Raw genomic sequence first — 20950 nt, forward strand, 5'->3', positions numbered from 1 at the left:
TATTCAGAAGTGAGTACCAGGCATCCTCTCTGAATTCATTCAGGGGGGATGCCATGAAGAAAAGGTTTACCACAATTAAATTGCTCTCTCACTACATCAGCATTTTGGAAAAAAGGAAGCAAAAAAGAGTTGATGCTACAACGGTAACAAGACCAGGTAGCATGTAGCTGTGATTAACCACATACTTGCCAATTCGAGTTGTCCCGGTACGATCAAACGCCACACAGCCAATCTGTGCCCCCCCTGGAATAATGAATGATCCACAAGTCAGCGGGAGCAGGGCGACCAGGGTTTCTGCCGGATATCCCATTAACACGCCAGCGGGGAGTAGCGCTACAGCAGTCGCTGCGGGGCTATAAATTACGGCTGAAAGACCAAAAACAATAATGCCGAACAAGACTGGATTCTGGAAACCGTGGAAAGCCGTGTTAAATAATTCGTGCCATGCCTCAAAAAAGGAGTTCATCATCCATGACAGACCAAATATGGCGACAACACCTACAAGACCTGCTTTAAAGACAGAACCTGAATCGAGTTTTGACGGAGAAATTCGACATACCATCATAATAATACATGCTGTTGTCAGCATAACTATTTGCAGCGTGGTAGGGATACTCATACGCTCCATTCCGGTACCGTTATTCCACTCAGGACGTAATTCAGGAATTGAACCCATAAGTACGACCAGAATGATACCGGTAAGGAAAATCAGCAATCCTCTCTTCGCCTCTTTTGTCACTATATTGGCTGTTCGCTCTTCAGCTTTTACTGATTCAAACTCACCTTCAGCAACCCTGCGTTGGAATTCCGGATCATTTTTAAGCTCATGACCTCTTTTAAAGACGAACAGGCAGCCGACAACGCAGCCAAGGAACGTTCCGGGAACGGTGACTAACAAGATATCTAAAGCAGAGACATGTAATCCAGCAAGGACAGCAATTGTCCCTGTAACGACCGCACTGACCGGGCTGGCAATAAGCCCAAAATTGGCAGCGATTACTGACATCGACATGGCTCTCTCTGGCCGTACCCTGGCATCTGCTGCAATTTCAGCAATGACTGGATAAACCGAAAAGGCAACATATCCTGTTCCGCAGATAGCAGTAAAAAGGTAAGCGACTGCGGGGCCGAGGAAAGTGATCGCGCCCGGCCACTTTCTGAGGATCCGTTCTGCCATCGTAACGAATAAATCAAGCCCGCCAGCCGCCTGGAGGATTGTGATGCAAGTGATAACCGCAAGGATAATAGAAATAACAGTGAAAGGAGGTGAGTCGGGAGGGAGTCCAAAACCAAAAGTCAGGATAGCGAGTCCTAACCCGCCAGCAGCCCCCAGGCCAATCCCACCAAAACGCCCACCTATACCGATACATATAAGTACTATCGCAAACTGAGTTACGAATAACACCATAATTAATTCCTTTTTATTAACAAATGGCTTGGTATAATTTGAATAATAGGGGCTATAATCTTACCATAACAGTATATTAAGCAATCTAACTTATTAGATTATTTATACTCATCAGTTTTGCAGCACTTTAATCCGAGAGTGTTTATGGATAACAAAAACGAACTGTTTGAAAGTATTAAAAATTATCTGCTTGATGATGCTAACCGCAATGCTGATGGTCGCATTGAAACTGAAACTGAGCTTGCCGTTCGTTTTAATACATCAAGATATAAAGTTCGTCAGGCGCTTAGCACACTGGTACAGATGGGAATGTTGGAACGATCTCCTCGTCGTGGCAGCGTCTTGAAGAATTTGGAACAGCACAACATAAATCACCAGTTGTTAATGCAGTTTGATTTGTCTGGGTTTGATATCACAGAATTTACAGAGGCAAGGATCCTGATTGAGTGCGCGATTATCCCTCTGGCAACGCGTAGAATTTTTCCGGCGATGCTCTCCAAACTTGAAAATGAGCTAAGGCTTATTGAAGAGAATGCGGATAACCCCCAGGTGGCCGATCGTCACGATAGAGATTTTCATTTGCTCTTGCTACAGGCGAGTGGCAACCGGGTGCTGCAGGTTTTCTCTGATGTCCTCATTACTTATTTTGAGAAAACAAGGGAGTCGTTACCTGCGAACGATCGTCAGTATTTTCTTGATACGGCGGCAAAACAGAGGGAAATACTGCTTCATATTAAAAAAGGGGATGCGCAGATGGCATCGGAGTTGATGAGAGCACATTTGCTGGAAAAACGGCTGTAAGTCTTCTGTTAATCTGGTCAGAGCATGTTTACCGTTGGGTCCCCGCAACGCCGGGGATTTTTTTTACCTGAGATTAACCTGATTTAGTGAGCTATTCCTCAGCACTTATTTGTTATTGCTGTATCTTCTGCGTGAATGAAGCGAATGCTTCATATTCAAAAGGAGAATATTGAAATGGGAAAACTCACGGGCAAAACAGCATTGATTACGGGCGCATCTCAGGGTATTGGCGAAGGGATCGCCAGAACATTTGCCCGCCATGGCGCGAACCTAATCCTGCTGGATATCTCCGATGAGATTGAAAAACTGGCGGATGAGTTGGCTGGGCGCGGGCACCGTTGCACCGCCGTACACGCTGACGTCAGAGATTTTGCGTCGGTCACGGAAGCGGTAAAACGCGCGAAGAAGATTGAAGGCAAAATCGATATTCTGGTCAACAATGCGGGCGTATGTCGCCTCGGCAACTTCCTTGATATGAGCGATGAAGATCGCGATTTCCACATTGATATCAACATTAAAGGCGTCTGGAACGTGACGAAAGCCGTTCTGCCGGAGATGATTGCGCGCAAAGACGGGCGCATCGTAATGATGTCCTCTGTGACCGGCGATATGGTTGCCGATCCGGGCGAAACGGCCTACGCGCTGTCGAAAGCCGCAATCATCGGTTTGACCAAATCTCTGGCGGTGGAATACGCGCAGTCCGGCATTCGCGTTAATGCTATTTGCCCGGGCTACGTTCGTACGCCGATGGCGGAAAATATCGCTCGTCAGTCTAATCCGGAGGATCCTGAATCCGTATTAGTCGAAATGGCAAAAGCGATCCCGATGCGCCGCTTGGCCTGCCCACTTGAGGTTGGTGAACTGGCGGCATTCCTGGCGTCGGATGAGTCCAGTTACTTGACTGGCACGCAAAACGTGATTGATGGCGGCAGCACCCTGCCTGAAAGCGTTAGCGTCGGCGTCTGATTGATGCCGGTCTCCTCCCCGTGTGCTGGGGAGGAGGTACCCTTATTCTCTTTTCAACTTTCAAATCATCAAACGGTATATAAAACCGTTACTCCTTTAGCACTGGTTATAAATATGATGACCATAAGAAAGTCATTAAATTTATAAGGGTGCGCAATGGCCGTTAACTTACTGAAAAAAAGAACCCTGACGCTGGCAGCAATGCTGTTGCTGGTGGGTCAGGCGCAGGCAACGGAGCTGCTGAACAGTTCATACGATGTCTCTCGCGAGCTGTTTGCCGCCCTTAACCCGCCGTTTGAACAGCAATGGGCGAAGGATAACGGCGGTGACAAACTGACGATTAAACAATCTCATGCCGGGTCATCAAAACAGGCGCTGGCGATTCTGCAGGGGCTGAAAGCCGATGTGGTGACCTATAACCAGGTGACCGATGTGCAGATCCTGCATGACAAAGGCAAGCTGATCCCAGCCGACTGGCAAAGTCGTCTGCCGAATAACAGTTCGCCATTCTATTCCACCATGGCGTTTTTGGTGCGTAAGGGTAACCCGAAGAATATCCACGAATGGAACGACCTGGTTCGCCCGGACGTGAAACTGATTTTCCCGAATCCGAAAACCTCCGGTAACGCGCGTTATACCTATCTGGCTGCGTGGGGTGCGGCAGATAAAGCGGATGGTGGGGATAAAGCCAAAACTGAACAGTTCATGACCCAGTTTCTGAAAAACGTGGAAGTGTTTGATACCGGCGGTCGCGGGGCAACCACCACATTCGTGGAACGCGGCCTGGGCGATGTGCTGATCACCTTTGAATCAGAAGTGAACAACATCCGTAAACAGTATGAAGACCAGGGCTTCGAAGTGGTGGTGCCGAAGGTCAACATTCTGGCGGAGTTCCCGGTGGCCTGGGTAGATAAAAATGTGCAGGCTAACGGTACTGAAAAAGCGGCAAAAGCGTACCTGAACTGGCTGTACAGCCCGCAGGCGCAAGCCATCATTACCGATTTCTACTACCGCGTGAATAATCCGCAGGTGATGGACAAACTGCAGGATAAATTCCCGCAGACCGAACTTTTCCGCGTGGAAGACAGGTTTGGCTCGTGGCCTGAGGTAATGAAAACGCACTTTGTCAGCGGCGGTGAGTTGGACAAACTGTTGGCGGCGGGGCGTAAGTAAATGTTTGCTGTTTCTTCCCGACGCGTGCTGCCCGGCTTTACCTTAAGTTTGGGCACCAGCTTACTGTTTGTCTGCCTGATTTTGCTGCTGCCGCTTAGCGCGCTGGTGATGCAATTGGCGCAAATGAGCTGGGCGCAATACTGGGATGTGATTACCAACCCGCAGGTGGTGGCGGCTTATAAAGTGACGCTGCTGTCGGCGTTTGTGGCGTCGATTTTTAACGGCGTGTTTGGTTTGCTGATGGCGTGGATCTTAACCCGCTATCGCTTTCCGGGCCGTACGCTGCTGGATGCGCTGATGGATCTGCCGTTTGCGCTGCCTACGGCGGTAGCAGGTCTGACGCTGGCATCGCTTTTTTCGGTCAACGGTTTCTACGGCGAGTGGCTGGCGAAGCTGGATATTAAAGTGACCTACACCTGGCTTGGCATTGCGGTGGCGATGGCTTTTACCAGCATTCCATTCGTGGTGCGTACCGTGCAGCCGGTGCTGGAAGAGTTAGGTCCGGAGTATGAAGAAGCGGCGGAAACGCTCGGCGCTACGCGCTGGCAGAGCTTTCGTAAAGTGGTACTGCCGGAGCTGTCTCCCGCGCTAGTCGCGGGCGTTGCGCTCTCGTTTACCCGCAGCCTCGGTGAGTTTGGCGCGGTTATCTTTATCGCCGGAAACATCGCATGGAAAACGGAAGTGACCTCGCTGATGATTTTTGTTCGTTTGCAGGAGTTTGACTACCCGGCCGCCAGCGCGATTGCATCTGTGATCCTCGGGGCTTCGTTGCTGCTGCTGTTTTCAATTAACACCCTGCAAAGTCGCTTTGGTCGACGCGTGGTAGGTCACTGATGGCAGACATTACCCAATTGAAACGTTATGGCGCACCCCGCATCAACTGGGGGAAATGGTTTCTGATCGGCACGGGCATGCTGGTATCAGCCTTTATTTTGCTGGTGCCGATGGTTTACATCTTCGTGCAGGCGTTCAGCAAGGGGTTGATGCCGGTATTACACAACCTGGCTGATCCGGACATGCTGCACGCCATCTGGCTGACGGTGCTGATTGCGCTGATTGCGGTGCCGGTGAACCTGGTGTTTGGCGTGTTACTGGCCTGGCTGGTGACCCGCTTTAACTTCCCTGGACGCCAGTTGTTGCTCACATTACTGGATATTCCATTTGCCGTTTCACCGGTGGTCGCCGGCCTGGTCTATCTGCTGTTTTACGGCTCTAACGGCCCGCTTGGCGGATGGCTGGATGAACACAACCTGCAAATTATGTTTGCCTGGCCGGGAATGGTGCTGGTGACGGTGTTCGTGACCTGTCCGTTTGTGGTGCGCGAACTGGTGCCGGTGATGTTAAGCCAGGGCAGCCATGAAGATGAGGCGGCGGTTCTGCTTGGCGCATCCGGCTGGCAAATGTTCCGTCGCGTTACGCTGCCGAATATCCGTTGGGCATTGCTGTACGGCGTGGTGCTGACCAACGCCCGTGCGATTGGCGAGTTCGGTGCGGTATCGGTGGTTTCTGGCTCGATTCGCGGTGAAACCTTGTCTTTGCCGTTACAGATTGAATTACTGGAGCAGGACTACAACACAGTCGGCTCCTTTACCGCCGCGGCGCTATTAACGCTGATGGCGATTATTACCCTGTTTTTGAAGAGCATGTTGCAATGGCGCCTGGAAAACCAGGAGAAACGCGCGCAGCAGGAGGAAAATCATGAGCATTGAGATTGCCAATATTAAGAAGTCTTTTGGTCGCACCCAGGTGCTGAACGATATCTCGCTGGATATTCCTTCAGGTCAGATGGTCGCCCTGTTGGGGCCTTCTGGATCGGGCAAAACCACGCTGCTGCGCATCATCGCCGGGCTGGAGCATCAGTCCAGCGGGCATATCCGTTTCCATGGCACTGACGTCAGCCGTTTGCACGCCCGCGACCGTAAGGTGGGGTTCGTGTTTCAGCACTATGCGCTGTTTCGTCATATGACCGTTTTCGACAATATCGCTTTTGGTCTGACTGTTCTGCCACGGCGGGAGCGCCCGAATGCGGCGACGATCAAAGCAAAAGTGACCAAACTGCTGGAGATGGTTCAACTGGCTCATCTGGCGGACCGTTTCCCGGCACAGCTTTCCGGTGGGCAAAAGCAGCGCGTGGCGTTGGCGCGTGCGCTGGCGGTAGAGCCGCAGATCTTGTTGCTCGACGAGCCGTTTGGCGCGCTCGATGCTCAGGTGCGTAAAGAACTGCGTCGCTGGCTGCGTCAGTTGCATGAAGAGCTGAAGTTCACCAGCGTGTTTGTTACCCACGATCAGGAAGAAGCGACGGAAGTCGCAGACCGCGTGGTGGTGATGAGCCAGGGTCATATCGAGCAGGCCGATGCGCCCGATCAGGTATGGCGCGAACCGGCTACCCGTTTTGTCCTGGAATTTATGGGTGAAGTTAACCGCCTGCAAGGGACGATTCGCGGTGGACAATTCCACGTGGGCGCACATCGTTGGCCGCTGGGCTATACGCCTGGCTATCAGGGTCCGGTGGATCTGTTCCTGCGTCCGTGGGAAGTGGACGTCAGCCGTCGTACCAGTCTGGATTCGCCGTTGCCGGTACAGGTGCTGGAAGCCAGCCCGAAAGGACACTACACCCAATTAGTTGTGCAACCCTTGGGGTGGTATAACGAACCGCTGACGGTGATTATGCAGGGCGATGATTCCCCGAACCGCGGCGAACGTCTGTTTGTTGGGCTGCAAAATGCGCGTTTGTATAATGGCGACCAGCGTATTGAAACGCGTGAAGAGGAACTTGCCCTGGCGCAAAGTGCCTGATAGGTTAATTCGTATAGTTATCATCCGGTGGCGCTGCGCTTACCGGGCTTAACGGGTGGTGCATGACCTGTAAGCCGGGTAAGCGCAGCGCCATCCGGTATTTTATTGAGCTGAAAACGTGAACACATTAGAACAAACAATTGGCAATACGCCTCTGGTAAAATTACAACGTCTGACGGCGGATAACGGCAGTGAAATTTGGGTCAAGCTGGAAGGCAATAATCCCGCAGGTTCAGTGAAAGACCGCGCGGCGTTGTCGATGATCGTTGAAGCGGAAAAGCGCGGGGAAATTCAGCCTGGCGACGTGCTGATTGAGGCCACCAGCGGTAATACGGGTATTGCGCTGGCGATGATTGCCGCGCTGAAAGGCTACCGCATGAAGCTCCTGATGCCAGACAACATGAGCCAGGAGCGACGTGCGGCGATGCGTGCTTACGGGGCTGAACTGGTTCTGGTGACCAAAGAGCAGGGGATGGAAGGGGCGCGTGATTTAGCCCTTGAGATGGCGCAGCGCGGAGAAGGTAAACTTCTCGATCAGTTTAATAATCCTGATAACCCGTATGCGCACTACAAGACTACCGGACCCGAAATCTGGCAGCAGACGTCAGGCCGTATTACCCATTTCGTCTCCAGTATGGGGACGACAGGCACCATTACCGGCGTGTCGCGTTTTCTGCGTGAACAGGAAAAACCCGTCACCATCGTTGGCCTGCAGCCGGAAGAAGGCAGTAGTATTCCGGGCATTCGTCGCTGGCCGGCGGAATATATGCCGGGCATTTTCAACGCCTCGCTGGTGGATGAGGTGCTGGATATTCATCAGAGCGATGCGGAAAACACCATGCGTGAACTGGCCGTTCGCGAAGGGATTTTTTGCGGAGTGAGTTCTGGCGGCGCGGTTGCGGGCGCGTTACGCGTGGCGCGCGCGACACCGGGGGCGGTGGTGGTGGCGATCATCTGCGATCGCGGCGATCGCTACCTTTCCACCGGGGTCTTTGGCGAAGAGCATTTCAGCCAGGGATTAGGTATTTAATTTGTCGGCCTGATAAGCGTAGCGCTAGCAGGCAACTGTACGGCACGCTCGCCGGATGACGACGCAAAGCGTCTTCTCCGGCCCGCACTGTTCAATCGTTACGTTTTTCTACCAACTTATCAAGGAATTGCCACAGCGTCTCATTCATCTGCTGGTAATCCCAGGTGCGCATCTCTTCAACAGCGCGAATAAAGCGTTTCCCTTTCGCTTCGGCCAGTTCTTGCTCAGAGTGCTGAATTAATCCTTCGACCGCTTCGGCGGTAAACTCCATATGGCACTGAAAACCATAGACGAAATTACCGTATTGTACGATTTGTCGCGGACATCCCTCGCTTGTGGCAAGAATTGTCGCCTGGTCGGTCAATCCCGGCATGTCATTGTGCCAGTGACCCACGTTGAGCGGTGAGCCGAAATGGCTGAACAACGGATGCTGTTGGCCTGCCTCGGTCAGGGCGATCGGATAGTGACCAATCTCTTTTTCCGGGCTTTGGCACACCTTCGCGCCCAGTGCTTCGCCGATTAACTGCGACCCCAAACAGATCCCCACCACGATTTTTCGTGCCGCAATCGCCTGATTTATCAGATGCTGCTCTGCCTGAGAGTCAAAGTATGGGCACTCTGCGAGCGTGGTGCGGGGTGACTGCGGCCCACCAAATACCACCAGCATATCGAAGCCATCGGCATTAGCGGGAACAGTTTCTCCGGCGTAAACGCGCGACCAACTGATGGTATAGCCGCGTGATTCGGCCCACGGCAGGTACGCGCCAGCAGATTCGAAAGACTCATGAATAACAAAATGAACTCGCACTTTTCCTCTCCTGTTAGCGCTTTAGCGCCTGATGGATATCAGTCGCCAGCTTATCAATGTCGCTGTCTGCTAATGTTGACAGCGTAATGCGCAAGCCATGCGCAGGCGTATTGACGCCAAACACTTCGCCTTCACGTACCAGCCAGCCGGACTTTGCCAACGCAAAAGCGATCGCCTGGCTGTTATCTTCTAGCGGCAGCCACAGATTAAGACCGTCGCAGTCGGGCAGCGTAATGCCATGAAGCCGCAGAGCCGCTGTCAGCTTTTGCTGCTGGGCGGCGTAAAACTGCTGAGTTTGCGCCAGCGTGTGTTGATAAGTCTCGTCACTCAGGCAGGCGCAGGCCAGATCCTGCAGCAGATGGCTGACCCACTGACTGCCGGCGTTGAGCCGTAAACGCAGTTTCGCGGAAGTGAGTGGATCGCTGGCAACGATGGCCAGGCGTAAATCCGGGCCTAAAGTTTTCGACATTGAGCGGACAATCGCCCAGCGCGTGGTTTCCTTCGCAATCACCGGATACCAACGGCATGCGGACAGCAGCGCAAAGTGGTCGTCGACGATCACCAGCGTCTGGGGATAGCGGGCCAGGATTTCCTGCAATTGCGCCGCGCGGGATGCGCTCAGACTGCATCCTGTCGGATTATGGGCGCGCGGCGTCAGAATCACTGCCCGCGCGCCTTTCTGTAGCGCGATTTCCAGCATGTCTGGCTGCATGCCTTCGCTGTCAACGTTGACCGGACTGGCGGAGAATCCGGCATAACGCAGCATGTTGATGCTGCTCAAAAAGCATGGATCTTCTACCACAACGCTGTCGCCAGGCAGTAAATGGGCGCACAGCAGGCGCTCAATGGCATCAATGGCGCCGCTGGTGATATCAATTTCTCCCGTGGCTGGCATCGCATCTTGCATCCATTGCGCGGCCCACGCCTTAAGGCCGGGTGATACAGCGGCATCACCGTACAAACGAGGATTCTTATTTATTTGCGCGAAATAACGGCTGAGGTCGGGAAGACGCGCGGGGGCTGGATTACCGCCGGAAAGATCGATAAGCGCGGTATCTGGATTGCCGCCTTCCAGCGCAACGGGGGCTGAAATCCCCTTGATTACCGTGCCGTTACGTCCCTGGCTTTGTGCCAGCCCGGAGGTGACCAGGCGTTTATAAGCCGCCGCGACAGTATTACGGTTAACGTTCAATGCTGTTGCCAGTTCACGCACCGGCGGCAACGTTTCTCCTGCTGCCAACGTGCCTGTAGCGACATGTTGACGAATACTGTCAAAAATTTCGTTAGCGGTTTTTCCGTCGATCATTATTGACCTATGACAAAATGAATTTTAGCATATGACGATAATAGTGAGGCGTAAGCCCGCTGTCCAGCGAGAGGAGAAATTTATGGAGCAGGGGAGTGATATTCAGTCAGTGCTCTTCGGCGACAAGCATCGGGCGTTACAGACCGATATCGTCGCCGTCCAGTCACAGGTGGTTTATGGCAGCGTAGGCAACAGCATCGCCGTTCCGGCCATTAAAGCGCAGGGATTACGCGTGACGGCAGTGCCTACGGTGCTGTTCAGTAATACCCCGCATTATGAAACATTTTACGGCGGCGTTATTCCGGCCGACTGGTTTAGCGGGTATCTCCGCGCCTTGAATGAGCGTGATGCTTTGCGCGAGCTGAAGGCGGTGACGACAGGCTATATGGGCAGTGCAGAGCAAATCGCTCTGTTAGCACAGTGGCTGAAAACGGTGCGGGCTACGCATCCGACAGTGTGCATTTTGGTCGACCCGGTGATTGGGGATACGGACAGCGGTATGTATGTAAAAGCTGAAATTCCGCAGGCCTACCGTCAGCACCTGCTGCCGCTGGCTCAGGGACTGACGCCGAACGTGTTTGAACTGCAAATGCTGAGCGGAAAGCCGTGTCGTACGCTTGATGAAGCCATCACGGCGGCGCAATCGCTGCTTACCGAAACGCTGAAATGGGTGGTGATCACCAGCGCGCCGGGGGATAGCGAAGATATTATTAACGTGGCGGTAGTGACGGCTGAAACGGTTGAGGTGTTCGCTCATCCACGGGTTAAAACGGATCTGAAGGGAACTGGCGATCTGTTTTGTGCTGAACTGGTGAGCGGTATTGTGCTGGGTAAAGCGCTGACAACCGCGACGCACGATGCAGCACAGCGCGTACTGGAAGTGATGAAATGGACCAATCTGTGCGGTTGTGATGAGTTAATTCTGCCACCGGCAGGGGAGGCGCGATGAAGAGTTACCGGCTGGTGGTTCGCCAGAATGGGCGTATGGTTGGACATTTTGACACCAGCGGGGCAACGGCGCTGGAAGATATCTGTGTGGCGCGGGCCATGTTTGGCATCGCGGGTGGCTACAATTGTGAACTGTTAGTGGCGGATTCGGAGCGACGGATGCTGGAAAGCGGGCCGGAAGGGATGAAAATCCTGATGCGCGAGGCGTGTTACCGACCGGTCACCTCACAAATTTAGCGTTATCCGGCAGATTTTGAGGTCTGCCAGATAAAAAAATGGCGCCATCAGGCGCCATTCTTCTCTGCAGCAAGAATTACTTCTTGATGCGGATAACCGGAGTTTCACCCACTGTCACGCTACCGGACAGTTTGATCAGCTCTTTGATTTCGTCCATGTTGGAGATAACAACCGGAGTCAGGGTAGACTTGGCTTTTTCTTCCAGCAGCGGCAGATCGAATTCAATAACCGGGTCGCCCACTTTAACGCGCTGACCTTCTTCAGCGATGCGCTTAAAGCCTTCGCCTTTCAGTTCAACGGTATCAATACCGAAGTGAACAAACAGCTCAATGCCGCTGTCGGATTCGATAGAGAAAGCGTGGTTGGTTTCAAAGATTTTGCCGATGGTGCCATCAACAGGGGCGACCATTTTGTTACCGGTTGGTTTGATAGCGATGCCATCACCAACGATTTTTTCAGCAAAAACTACATCCGGCACGTCTTCGATGTTGACGATCTCGCCAGAGAGCGGAGCAACAATCTCAATAGTTCCGGTGTCTTTCTTATCATCAGAAACCAGAGATTTCAGTTTATCGAACAAACCCATGATCTTCTCCTAAGCAGTAAATTGGGCCGCATCTCGTGGATTAGCAGATTGTTTTTTCTTCAATGAACTTGTTAACCAGCGTCATTAACTCGTCCGTTGTCGGTTGAGCAAGAGCCTGCTCTGCTAACACCTTCGCATCTTCGAAGTTCGTGTTACGGATAATCTTCTTAATGCGCGGGATAGAAATGGCGCTCATAGAGAATTCGTCCAGACCCATCCCCAGCAACAGAAGTGTAGCACGTTCGTCGCCTGCAAGCTCACCACACATGCCAGTCCATTTGCCTTCCGCATGAGAAGCATCAATAACTTGCTTGATCAGCGTCAGCACAGATGGCGACATCGGTTGGTAAAGGTGTGAAATCATATCATTACCACGGTCAACTGCCAGGGTGTACTGCGTTAAATCATTGGTGCCGATACTAAAGAAATCAACTTCTTTGGCTAAATGACGCGCAATTGTTGCCGCTGCCGGTGTTTCCACCATCACGCCAATCTCAATGCTTTCGTCAAATGCTTTACCTTCATCGCGCAGTTCCTGTTTGTAGATTTCGATCTCTTTGCGTAGTGCGCGCACTTCTTCAACAGAGATGATCATTGGGAACATGATGCGCAGTTTGCCGAAAGCAGAGGCGCGCAGGATTGCGCGAACCTGATCCCGCAGGATCTCTTTACGATCCATGGCGATACGTACGGCACGCCAGCCCAGGAACGGGTTCTCTTCTTTCGGGAAGTTCATGTACGGCAGCTCTTTATCGCCGCCGATGTCCATGGTACGGACGATGACCGCCTGAGAGCCACAGGCTTCAGCAACGGCTTTATACGCGGCAAACTGTTCTTCTTCAGTCGGCAGCGATTCACGGTCCATGAACAGGAATTCGGTGCGGTACAGACCAACACCTTCGGCGCCATTACGCTCAGCGCCTTCAACGTCACGAACGGTACCGATGTTGGCGCAAACTTCTACCTGATGTCCGTCCAGCGTGATAGCCGGGAGATCTTTCAGCTTAGCGAGTTCCGCTTTTTCGGTAGCAACCTGCTCCTGAACGGCGCGCAGTTGCTCAATAACTTCATTGGTCGGATTGACGTAAACCTGGTTGTTTACGGCATCCAGAATCAGATAGTCGTCGTTTTTAACCTGAGAGGTGACGCTACCCGTACCTACGATGGCTGGCAGTTCCAGAGAACGCGCCATGATAGAAGTATGGGAAGTCCGTCCGCCCGCGTCGGTGATGAAACCCAGCACCTTGTTCAGGTTCAGCTGTGCGGTTTCTGACGGGGTCAGGTCTGCAGCTACCAGGATAACTTCTTCCTGAATAGCGCTCAGGTCGATAATAGCCAGACCCAGGATGTTACGCAGCAGGCGTTTACCGATGTCACGTACGTCAGCCGCACGTTCTTTCAGGTATTCATCATCCAGCTCTTCAAGGGCTGTGGCCTGACCTTCGATAACTTCATGCGCAGCTGCATCAGCCGTCATGTGCTTATCTTTAATCAGGGCTATGATTTCCTGCTCCAGCTCCTCATCTTCGAGCAGCATGATATGCCCTTCAAAGATGGCTTCTTTTTCTTCACCGAACGTTTCACCAGCTTTGGTTTTGATCGCTTCCAGTTGCGCAGATGCCTTGGCACGACCGCTCAGAAAACGTTCAACTTCCTGATCAACCTTGTCGGCAGAAATTTTTTTCCGGTCAATGACGATCTCGTCTTCTTTCAGCAGCAATGCTTTACCGAAAGCGATACCCGGGGATGCTAAAATGCCTGAAATCATAACCCTACCTTACTTGTGACTGATATTTAAAAGAACTCGTTGAACTTACTCGAGTTCAGCCATCAGTTTAACCAGATGCTCAACTGCTTTCTGCTCGTCTTCACCTTCTGCGGACAGGGTGACAACGGTACCCTGAGTCAGGCCCAGAGTCTGCAGTTTAAACAGGCTTTTGGCGCTAGCGCTTTTGCCGTTGGAAGTCACAGTAATTTCAGAAGTAAAGCCTTTTGCTTCTTTAACAAACTGAGCAGCAGGGCGAGTATGCAGACCGTTCGGAGCGGTAATGGTAACTTCTTGCTGGAACATTATATTTCCCCAACTTATAGGTTTAGTGTTGTGGAACTAAAGTCTAGCCTGGCGGTTCAACTTTAGCCTGTATTGTTAGCATCGGCGTAAACTGGACGCGACACAAAAGGAGTTCGGTGCAATCCGTTGCTGGCAACTTCTTGCCGCTGACGTTTCGTTCGTCATTAAACATTATGCCGCGAAAGGAAGAGTTGAACCAAATCATAAAATCGATTCAGCTAGCGCTTTTCCTGTAACGATTAATTTCGCGCATCAAAATAATTAGTTTGGTTAAATACCAGTTCCGGCGGGTTGAATCAATGCCAGGAGAGTTGAAAATTTGAAGCAGGCCACAAAAAAGCACCCCAAAGGGTGCTTTTTTACGCGTTTTTAACATGCTGGCATTACTGTTGCAGTTCTTTCTCTGTGAAGAGATCGGCAAACAGTGCAGTGCTCAGATAACGCTCACCCGATGACGGTAGGATAACCACAATATTCTTGTTGGTAAAGGATTCATCTTCCTGGAGCTTAAGCGCGGCAGCCACGGCTGCGCCAGAAGAGATCCCCGCCAGAATACCTTCTTCTTCCATCAGGCGGCGCGCGGTAGAAATAGCTTCATCATTGGTGATGGCAACGACTTTATCAATAAGCTTCAGATCAAGGTTGCCAGGAATGAAGCCCGCGCCAATACCCTGAATTTTATGCGGGCCAGGTTTGAGTTCTTCACCCGCCAATGCCTGGGCGATAACAGGGGAGTCAGTAGGTTCTACCGCGACGGTGATCAGATCGGTTTTGCCTTTAGTGCCTTTAATGTAACGGGTCACGCCAGTTAGCGTACCGCCGGTGCCGACGCCGGAAATAAAGACATCAACCTGGCCATCGGTATCTTCCCAGATTTCCGGGCCGGTGGTTTTTTCGTGAATTTCCGGGTTCGCCGGGTTGCTGAACTGCTGCAGCAGCAGGAATTTTTCCGGATCGCTGGCTACGATTTCTTCCGCTTTCTGAATTGCGCCCTTCATACCTTTTGCGCCTTCAGTCAGCACCAGGTTCGCGCCCAGCGCTTTTAAGAGCTTGCGGCGCTCAATGCTCATGGTTTCCGGCATGGTCAGAGTCAGTTTGTAACCACGGGCGGCGGCAACGTAGGCCAGCGCAATCCCCGTGTTGCCGCTGGTCGGTTCTACCAGCTCAACGCCAGGTTTCAGTACACCACGTTTTTCGGCATCCCAAATCATATTGGCACCGATACGGCATTTGACGCTAAAGCTTGGGTTGCGTGATTCCACCTTCGCCAGAATGCGTCCGTTACCGATACGGTTCAGTCGAACCAGCGGCGTATGACCGATAGTCAGCGAGTTATCTTCAAAAATCTTACTCATGGCCTGTCCTTAACTGTATGAAATTGGGATACCGCTTCAGCATACCTGTTGAGAAAGTATGGGGAAGTAAGGAATTCGCATATCTATATGCTGATGAGAAATAATGCGTAGCAGTATGGAATAAGAGCGGGCATAAGCCAGCCCGCTTTTACACATTTTTGCATTACTTCCATAACGCATGTTTAGCACGATAGCAGTCTACCCACATCGCCGTGGCACCACAAACCGCTACCGGCATGATGAACAGATTGAGCACCGGAATCATGGTGAACAGGCTGGTCAACGCGCCAAACTGCATATTGGTCACCTTGCGCGTGCGCAGCGCGACGCGCATCTCCTTAAAAGGCACCTTATGGTTATCAAAAGGATAATCGCAGTACTGAATGGCCAGCATCCACGCGCTGAACAGGAACCACAGGACCGGGGCGACGGTCTGCCCAATGCCTGGAATAAAATAGAGGATCAGCAACACGAAGGCGCGCGGGAGATACCACGCCAGCTTTTGCCATTCGCGTTTCATAATGCGCGGAACGTCTTTCATAATGCCGAGAATGCCGGTGTCGGGTGGTGTTGCGCCTGTTAAGCGCGCTTCCAGCTGTTCAGCCAGCAGACCGTTAAACGGTGCGGCGATCCAGTTGGCGATAGTGGAGAACAGGTAGCCGAACACCAACAGCACGGAAATGGTCACAATCGGCCACAGTAAATAGCTGAGCCACTGAAGCCAGTCAGGGACGTGACTCATCAGCGCGGGAACCCAGTTACCGAGTTGTGTAAATAACCACCAGAATGCGCCGCCCATCAGCAGGATATTCACCAGCAAAGGCAGAATAACAAAACGACGAATGCCCGGTTGGGTAATGAGCTTCCATCCCTGAGAAAAGTAATAAAGGCCGCTGCGAGGTACAACTGCAGATGATGAAACCATGGTCAGGACGTACTCCTTGTTATATAAGCTCTGGTAAACTGTGCGTATCTTACCGGGTTGTTGAGCGTTAAGCTGTTCGGAAATGTTCGAAAAAACAGCAAAAAGCACAATTTTGTTCATCTTTATGCCGTGAAAGCCAAGAGTACACTTGCACTTGGCGTAATCGACAAATACTCTTAGTGAGTAAATGTTTGCCGTGGTGGCAAGGTGTTAGAACAACAGAGAATATAATGATGCAGGATTTGCGTCTGATATTAATCATTGTTGGCGCGATCGCCATAATCGCTTTACTGGTACATGGTTTTTGGACTAGCCGTAAAGAGCGGTCTTCTATATTCCGCGATCGCCCACTGAAACGCATGAAGTCTAAACGTGAAGACGAGGATTCGTTCGACGACAACGTCGAGGAAGACGAAGGCGTGGGCGAAGTTCGCGTTCATCGTGTGAATCATGCTCCCGGTAATGCGCAGGAACATGGTGTTCCTCCTCAGTCGCCGCAACACCAGTACCAGCCGCCTTATGCGTCTGCTCAGCCGCGTCAGCCTGCGCAGCAGCCTGCACAAGCGCCGGTACCGCCGCCGCATGTTCAGCAGCCGCAGCAGCCGGTGCAACATCAGCCTGTTCAGCAGCCACCTGTGCAGCAACCTGTTGCCCCGCAGGTTCAGCAACCTGCTCAGCAAGCACCGCAACCTGCGCCGCAGACCTTCCAGCCAGCAGAGCCTGTCGTTGAACATCAACCGCAGCCCGAGCCGGTAGTAGAAGAAGCGCCTGTTGCTGAAAAACCGCAGCGTAAAGAAGCGGTCATCATTATGAACGTTGCTGCTCATCATGGTAGCGAGCTCAACGGGGAAGTGCTGCTCAACAGCATTCAGCAGGCCGGTTTCAAATTTGGCGATATGAATATTTTCCATCGTCATTTGAGCCCGGATGGCAGCGGTCCGTCGCTGTTCAGCCTCGCTAATATGGTTAATCCGGGAACGTTTGACCCAGAAATGACCGGCGACTTCAGCACCCCTGGCGTGACTATTTTTATGCAGGTTCCGTCCTACGGGGACGAGCTGCAAAACTTTAAGCTGATGCTGCAGTCCGCACAGCACATTGCCGATGAAGTGGGGGGTGTGGTGCTCGACGATCAACGTCGCATGATGACGCCGCAGAAACTGCGCGAGTATCAGGACCGCATCCGCGAAGTTAAAGAATCTCTCGCCTGATTTTCCTCTGGCGTGACATTTCCTTTCTAAACCCCCGCCTGTCGGGGGTTTTTTATCATTGATGGTGCGATATGGAATCAATCGAACAACAACTGACAGAACTGCGAACCACGCTTCGCCATCATGAGTATCTCTACCATGTGATGGACGCGCCGGAAATTCCCGATGCGGAATACGATCGCCTGATGCGCGAACTGCGCGAGCTGGAAGCGCAGCATCCGGACCTTGTTACCCCCGACTCGCCAACCCAACGCGTTGGCGCAGCGCCGTTAACCGCGTTCAGCCAGATTCGCCATGAAGTGCCGATGCTGTCGCTGGATAACGTGTTTGATGAAGAGAGTTTTCTCGCTTTCAACAAGCGCGTGCAGGACAGGCTAAAGAGTACCGATAAACTGACCTGGTGCTGTGAACTGAAACTGGACGGCCTGGCGGTGAGTATCCTGTATGAAAACGGTGTGCTGGTCAGCGCTGCAACGCGTGGTGATGGCACCACGGGTGAGGATATTACCTCTAACGTGCGCACCATTCGCGCAATCCCGTTAAAACTGCGTGGCGAAAACATCCCTTCACGTCTGGAAGTGCGCGGTGAAGTGTTCCTGCCACAGGCCGGATTTGAAAAAATTAACGAAGAGGCCCGCCGCACTGGCAACAAAGTGTTTGCTAACCCGCGTAACGCGGCGGCCGGTTCATTACGCCAGCTCGATCCTCGTATCACAGCGAAGCGACCGCTTACTTTCTTTTGCTATGGCGTTGGTGTGTTGGAAGGCGGCGTGCTGCCAGATACCCATCTGGGCCGCCTGCTGCAATTTAAAGAGTGGGGCCTGCCGGTAAGCGATAGAGTGGCGCTTTGCGACTCCCCGGAGGAAGTACTTGCTTACTATCACAAGGTTGAAGAAGACCGACCAACGCTGGGATTTGATATCGATGGCGTGGTGATCAAAGTCAACTCTATGGCGTTGCAGGAGCAATTGGGCTTTGTTGCCCGCGCGCCGCGCTGGGCTGTGGCCTTTAAGTTCCCGGCACAGGAGCAGATGACTTTCGTACGCGATGTTGAGTTTCAGGTTGGACGTACCGGGGCGATTACGCCCGTCGCCCGCCTTGAGCCGGTCCAGGTTGCCGGGGTGCTGGTCAGTAACGCAACGCTGCATAACGCTGATGAAATCGAGCGTCTGGGGTTGCGTATTGGCGATAAAGTCGTCATTCGCCGTGCGGGCGATGTCATCCCGCAGGTGGTGAACGTCGTACTTTCTGAACGCCCGGAAGATACCCGCGAAATTGTGTTTCCAGCGCATTGTCCGGTTTGTAACTCTGATGTTGAACGTGTGGAAGGCGAAGCGGTCACTCGCTGCACCGGCGGTTTAATCTGTGGAGCACAGCGTAAGGAATCGCTGAAACACTTTGTTTCCCGCCGCGCGCTCGACGTTGACGGTATGGGCGACAAAATTATCGATCAACTGGTCGAGAAAGAGTATGTCCACACGCCGGCGGATCTTTTCACCCTGACCGCCGGTAAACTGACGGGGCTTGATCGTATGGGGCCGAAGTCGGCGCAAAACGTGGTCAACGCGCTGGAAAAAGCGAAAGAAACCACGTTTGCCCGTTTCCTCTATGCGCTAGGCATTCGTGAAGTCGGCGAAGCCACGGCTGCTGGTCTGGCGGCGTATTTTGGCACGCTCGACGCGCTGGAAGCCGCTTCTATTGAAGAGCTGCAAAAAGTGCCGGATGTCGGCATTGTGGTGGCGACGCACGTGTTTAATTTCTTCGCCGAAGAGAGCAACCGCGAGGTAATTGTTCAACTGCTGGCGCAGGGGATCCACTGGCCAGCGCCGGTGGTCATTAACGCTGAAGAAATCGACAGCCCCTTCGCAGGTAAAACGGTGGTGCTGACCGGGAGCCTGAGCCTGATGTCGCGCGATGACGCCAAAGCGAGACTGACCGAGTTAGGTGCAAAAGTGGCCGGTAGCGTGTCGAAGAAAACCGATCTGGTGATTGCCGGTGAAGCGGCGGGTTCGAAACTGGCAAAAGCACAGGAACTGGGTATTGCCGTGATCGATGAAGCTGAAATGATCCGCTTACTGGGTGCCTGAGATGGAAAAAGAGCAGCTGGTTGACATCGCTAATACTGTGATGCCCTTTGGCAAATATAAAGGGCGTCGATTGATTGATGTCCCGGAAGAGTATCTGCTGTGGTTTGCCCGTAAGGATGAATTCCCGCCGGGCAAGCTTGGCGAGCAGATGCAAATCACGCTGCTGATTAAAACTGAGGGGCTGACGCAACTGGTGCAGCCCCTGAAACGTCCTCTTTAAGCCTTCGCGGCGCGGCTTTTCTGTTGCGCCTGCAATGCGTCCGTCTGTTGCTTGTAGCGACGCGCCAGCACGGCGCACACCATTAGCTGTATTTGATGGAAGATCATCAACGGTAGCACCATCATCCCAATCACCGAAGTCGGGAACAAAATATTTGCCATTGGGATCCCGTTCGCCAGGCTCTTTTTCGAACCGCAGAACACAATGGTGATTTCATCAGCTTTGTTAAAGCCGCATTTGCGCGCAACAAAGACATTTATGCCAATCACGATTGCCAGCAGTATGATGCTGACCACCACGATAAACAGCAGTGAACCCACCCCCACTTTGTGCCAGATCCCGTTAACGACGGCTTCACTGAAGGCGGAGTAAACCACCAGTAAAATGGATGATTGATCCGTTTTCGCGATCCATTTTTTATGTCGAGAAACCCAGTTTCCAATCCACGGACGTGAAAGGTGGCCTAGTACGAACGGCAGTAGCAGCTGCAACATGATTTTTCCCACCTGCTCCAGGCTACCTTCTGCGCCGTGCATATTCATCACCAGCCCTACCAGCAGCGGCGAGAGAAAAATACCCAGCAGGCTGGAGGCCGAAGCAGAACAAACGGCGGCGGCAACGTTACCGCCCGCAAGCGACGTAAAAGCGATGGCCGACTGCACAGTGGCAGGCAAAATACACAGGTACAGGAAACCGGTGTACAGCATCGGGTCAACGTTGACCGGCGCCCACCAGGCGAACAGAACGCCCAAAACCGGGAAGACAATAAACGTGCTGCACATCACCCACAGATGCAAACGCCAGTGGCTACCACCGGCAATAATGGCTTCACGCGAGAGTTTCGCCCCGTGCATAAAAAACAGCAGGGCAATGGCGGCGGTGGTTAAGCCTTCAAAGAAAGGCACAAAACCACCTTCGGCCGGGAAAAAGGACGCCAGCAAAACAACGGTAATCAGCGTTATCGTGAACGGATCAAGAATACGAAAAAGTTTCATAAAGACTCCTGAAATTCGGTAGTAACA

At 52.5% G+C, this 20950-nt stretch carries 21 protein-coding genes; 12 read left to right on the forward strand and 9 right to left on the reverse strand.

What is annotated here, in order from left to right; genetic code table 11:
- Window positions 1–91: 91 nt before the first annotated feature.
- Window positions 92–1408 carry an anaerobic C4-dicarboxylate transporter family protein gene (locus GFC06_RS11170; protein WP_016153936.1) on the reverse strand — a complete coding sequence of 439 codons (1317 nt, stop codon included), beginning with the start codon at window positions 1406–1408 and terminating at the stop codon, window positions 92–94.
- Between the two features lie 144 nt (window positions 1409–1552).
- On the opposite strand from GFC06_RS11170, the gene GFC06_RS11175 reads away from it, so the two are divergent.
- The 7 genes from GFC06_RS11175 (at window position 1553) to cysM (ending at window position 8174) form a co-directional block, all read left to right on the forward strand.
- On the forward strand, window positions 1553–2209 hold the full coding sequence (locus GFC06_RS11175; RefSeq protein WP_016153935.1) for a FadR/GntR family transcriptional regulator: 657 nt from the start codon (window positions 1553–1555) through the stop codon (window positions 2207–2209).
- Window positions 2210–2383: 174 nt separating this feature from the next.
- Window positions 2384–3175 (forward strand): SDR family oxidoreductase UcpA, encoded by a 792-nt coding sequence (gene ucpA / locus GFC06_RS11180; RefSeq protein ID WP_016153934.1) that lies wholly within the window; start codon window positions 2384–2386, stop codon window positions 3173–3175.
- Window positions 3176–3331: 156 nt separating this feature from the next.
- Window positions 3332–4348 carry a sulfate ABC transporter substrate-binding protein gene (locus GFC06_RS11185; RefSeq protein WP_131379744.1) on the forward strand — a complete coding sequence of 339 codons (1017 nt, stop codon included), beginning with the start codon at window positions 3332–3334 and terminating at the stop codon, window positions 4346–4348.
- Window positions 4349–5182: a sulfate/thiosulfate ABC transporter permease CysT gene (gene cysT / locus GFC06_RS11190; RefSeq protein WP_003038061.1), complete on the forward strand. Its 834-nt coding sequence runs from the start codon at window positions 4349–4351 to the stop codon at window positions 5180–5182.
- Window positions 5182–6057, forward strand: a complete 876-nt coding sequence (cysW, locus tag GFC06_RS11195; RefSeq protein WP_016153932.1) for a sulfate/thiosulfate ABC transporter permease CysW — start codon at window positions 5182–5184, stop codon at window positions 6055–6057. Before cysT ends, cysW begins: the two co-directional genes overlap by 1 nt.
- Window positions 6047–7144: a sulfate/thiosulfate ABC transporter ATP-binding protein CysA gene (gene cysA / locus GFC06_RS11200; protein ID WP_016153931.1), complete on the forward strand. Its 1098-nt coding sequence runs from the start codon at window positions 6047–6049 to the stop codon at window positions 7142–7144. The genes cysW and cysA overlap by 11 nt, the downstream gene beginning before the upstream one ends.
- A gap of 118 nt (window positions 7145–7262) precedes the next feature.
- The gene (gene cysM / locus GFC06_RS11205) at window positions 7263–8174 is read left to right on the forward strand and encodes a cysteine synthase CysM (protein ID WP_153690160.1); all 912 of its coding nucleotides are present in this window, start codon (window positions 7263–7265) and stop codon (window positions 8172–8174) included.
- Window positions 8175–8265: 91 nt separating this feature from the next.
- Here the strand turns inward: cysM and GFC06_RS11210 are convergent, their stop codons facing one another.
- Together GFC06_RS11210 and ptsJ are read right to left on the reverse strand one after the other, a co-directional pair.
- Window positions 8266–8982 carry a type 1 glutamine amidotransferase gene (locus GFC06_RS11210; protein ID WP_016157091.1) on the reverse strand — a complete coding sequence of 239 codons (717 nt, stop codon included), beginning with the start codon at window positions 8980–8982 and terminating at the stop codon, window positions 8266–8268.
- Between the two features lie 13 nt (window positions 8983–8995).
- On the reverse strand, window positions 8996–10288 hold the full coding sequence (gene ptsJ, locus GFC06_RS11215) for a MocR-like B6 salvage transcription factor PtsJ (RefSeq protein ID WP_153690161.1): 1293 nt from the start codon (window positions 10286–10288) through the stop codon (window positions 8996–8998).
- An 82-nt stretch (window positions 10289–10370) separates the two neighbouring features.
- On the opposite strand from ptsJ, the gene pdxK reads away from it, so the two are divergent.
- Together pdxK and GFC06_RS11225 are read left to right on the forward strand one after the other, a co-directional pair.
- Window positions 10371–11237, forward strand: coding sequence for a pyridoxine/pyridoxal/pyridoxamine kinase (gene pdxK / locus GFC06_RS11220; protein WP_047499829.1), 867 nt, complete (start codon window positions 10371–10373; stop codon window positions 11235–11237).
- On the forward strand, window positions 11234–11473 hold the full coding sequence (locus GFC06_RS11225) for a hypothetical protein (protein WP_016153926.1): 240 nt from the start codon (window positions 11234–11236) through the stop codon (window positions 11471–11473). Before pdxK ends, GFC06_RS11225 begins: the two co-directional genes overlap by 4 nt.
- Window positions 11474–11549: 76 nt before the next feature.
- On the opposite strand, the gene crr is transcribed toward GFC06_RS11225, so the two are convergent.
- From crr to cysZ, 5 genes are all read right to left on the reverse strand, one after another.
- Window positions 11550–12059, reverse strand: coding sequence for a PTS glucose transporter subunit IIA (gene crr / locus GFC06_RS11230; RefSeq protein ID WP_000522253.1), 510 nt, complete (start codon window positions 12057–12059; stop codon window positions 11550–11552).
- Between the two features lie 40 nt (window positions 12060–12099).
- Window positions 12100–13827, reverse strand: a complete 1728-nt coding sequence (gene ptsI / locus GFC06_RS11235) for a phosphoenolpyruvate-protein phosphotransferase PtsI (protein ID WP_016153925.1) — start codon at window positions 13825–13827, stop codon at window positions 12100–12102.
- Window positions 13828–13872: 45 nt separating this feature from the next.
- Complete coding sequence (gene ptsH / locus GFC06_RS11240; RefSeq protein WP_002913505.1) at window positions 13873–14130, reverse strand: phosphocarrier protein Hpr; 258 nt, start codon at window positions 14128–14130, stop codon at window positions 13873–13875.
- Between the two features lie 383 nt (window positions 14131–14513).
- Window positions 14514–15485, reverse strand: a complete 972-nt coding sequence (cysK, locus tag GFC06_RS11245; RefSeq protein ID WP_005121957.1) for a cysteine synthase A — start codon at window positions 15483–15485, stop codon at window positions 14514–14516.
- A gap of 163 nt (window positions 15486–15648) precedes the next feature.
- Window positions 15649–16410, reverse strand: coding sequence for a sulfate transporter CysZ (gene cysZ / locus GFC06_RS11250; protein WP_016153924.1), 762 nt, complete (start codon window positions 16408–16410; stop codon window positions 15649–15651).
- A 230-nt stretch (window positions 16411–16640) separates the two neighbouring features.
- Between cysZ and zipA the strand changes: the two genes are divergently transcribed.
- The 3 genes from zipA to GFC06_RS11265 all read left to right on the forward strand — a co-directional run bounded on the left by zipA (window position 16641) and on the right by GFC06_RS11265 (window position 19928).
- Entirely contained in the window at window positions 16641–17621 is a 981-nt protein-coding gene (zipA, locus tag GFC06_RS11255; RefSeq protein WP_047499827.1) for a cell division protein ZipA, read from the forward strand.
- A 71-nt stretch (window positions 17622–17692) separates the two neighbouring features.
- Window positions 17693–19708 (forward strand): NAD-dependent DNA ligase LigA, encoded by a 2016-nt coding sequence (ligA, locus tag GFC06_RS11260; protein ID WP_049282268.1) that lies wholly within the window; start codon window positions 17693–17695, stop codon window positions 19706–19708.
- A 1-nt stretch (window position 19709) separates the two neighbouring features.
- The gene (locus tag GFC06_RS11265; RefSeq protein WP_153690162.1) at window positions 19710–19928 is read left to right on the forward strand and encodes a DUF3820 family protein; all 219 of its coding nucleotides are present in this window, start codon (window positions 19710–19712) and stop codon (window positions 19926–19928) included.
- Here GFC06_RS11265 and GFC06_RS11270 read toward each other — a convergent pair.
- The gene (locus GFC06_RS11270; protein WP_153690163.1) at window positions 19925–20923 is read right to left on the reverse strand and encodes a bile acid:sodium symporter family protein; all 999 of its coding nucleotides are present in this window, start codon (window positions 20921–20923) and stop codon (window positions 19925–19927) included. The two genes, GFC06_RS11265 and GFC06_RS11270, sit on opposite strands and share 4 nt — an antisense overlap.
- Between the last annotated feature and the right edge of the window lie 27 nt (window positions 20924–20950).

It is taken from the genome of Citrobacter braakii, assembly GCF_009648935.1.
Taxonomy (GTDB): Bacteria; Pseudomonadota; Gammaproteobacteria; order Enterobacterales; family Enterobacteriaceae; genus Citrobacter; species Citrobacter braakii.

Coding starts and splice junctions, on each gene's coding strand:
- GFC06_RS11170 (WP_016153936.1), bottom strand. CDS start 1,408: ATGGTGTTATTCGTAACTCAGTTTGCGATAGTACTTATATGTATCGGT.
- GFC06_RS11175 (WP_016153935.1), top strand. CDS start 1,553: ATGGATAACAAAAACGAACTGTTTGAAAGTATTAAAAATTATCTGCTT.
- ucpA (WP_016153934.1), top strand. CDS start 2,384: ATGGGAAAACTCACGGGCAAAACAGCATTGATTACGGGCGCATCTCAG.
- GFC06_RS11185 (WP_131379744.1), top strand. CDS start 3,332: ATGGCCGTTAACTTACTGAAAAAAAGAACCCTGACGCTGGCAGCAATG.
- cysT (WP_003038061.1), top strand. CDS start 4,349: ATGTTTGCTGTTTCTTCCCGACGCGTGCTGCCCGGCTTTACCTTAAGT.
- cysW (WP_016153932.1), top strand. CDS start 5,182: ATGGCAGACATTACCCAATTGAAACGTTATGGCGCACCCCGCATCAAC.
- cysA (WP_016153931.1), top strand. CDS start 6,047: ATGAGCATTGAGATTGCCAATATTAAGAAGTCTTTTGGTCGCACCCAG.
- ptsJ (WP_153690161.1), bottom strand. CDS start 10,288: ATGATCGACGGAAAAACCGCTAACGAAATTTTTGACAGTATTCGTCAA.
- pdxK (WP_047499829.1), top strand. CDS start 10,371: ATGGAGCAGGGGAGTGATATTCAGTCAGTGCTCTTCGGCGACAAGCAT.
- GFC06_RS11225 (WP_016153926.1), top strand. CDS start 11,234: ATGAAGAGTTACCGGCTGGTGGTTCGCCAGAATGGGCGTATGGTTGGA.
- crr (WP_000522253.1), bottom strand. CDS start 12,059: ATGGGTTTGTTCGATAAACTGAAATCTCTGGTTTCTGATGATAAGAAA.
- ptsI (WP_016153925.1), bottom strand. CDS start 13,827: ATGATTTCAGGCATTTTAGCATCCCCGGGTATCGCTTTCGGTAAAGCA.
- ptsH (WP_002913505.1), bottom strand. CDS start 14,130: ATGTTCCAGCAAGAAGTTACCATTACCGCTCCGAACGGTCTGCATACT.
- cysK (WP_005121957.1), bottom strand. CDS start 15,485: ATGAGTAAGATTTTTGAAGATAACTCGCTGACTATCGGTCATACGCCG.
- cysZ (WP_016153924.1), bottom strand. CDS start 16,410: ATGGTTTCATCATCTGCAGTTGTACCTCGCAGCGGCCTTTATTACTTT.
- zipA (WP_047499827.1), top strand. CDS start 16,641: ATGATGCAGGATTTGCGTCTGATATTAATCATTGTTGGCGCGATCGCC.
- ligA (WP_049282268.1), top strand. CDS start 17,693: ATGGAATCAATCGAACAACAACTGACAGAACTGCGAACCACGCTTCGC.
- GFC06_RS11265 (WP_153690162.1), top strand. CDS start 19,710: ATGGAAAAAGAGCAGCTGGTTGACATCGCTAATACTGTGATGCCCTTT.
- GFC06_RS11270 (WP_153690163.1), bottom strand. CDS start 20,923: ATGAAACTTTTTCGTATTCTTGATCCGTTCACGATAACGCTGATTACC.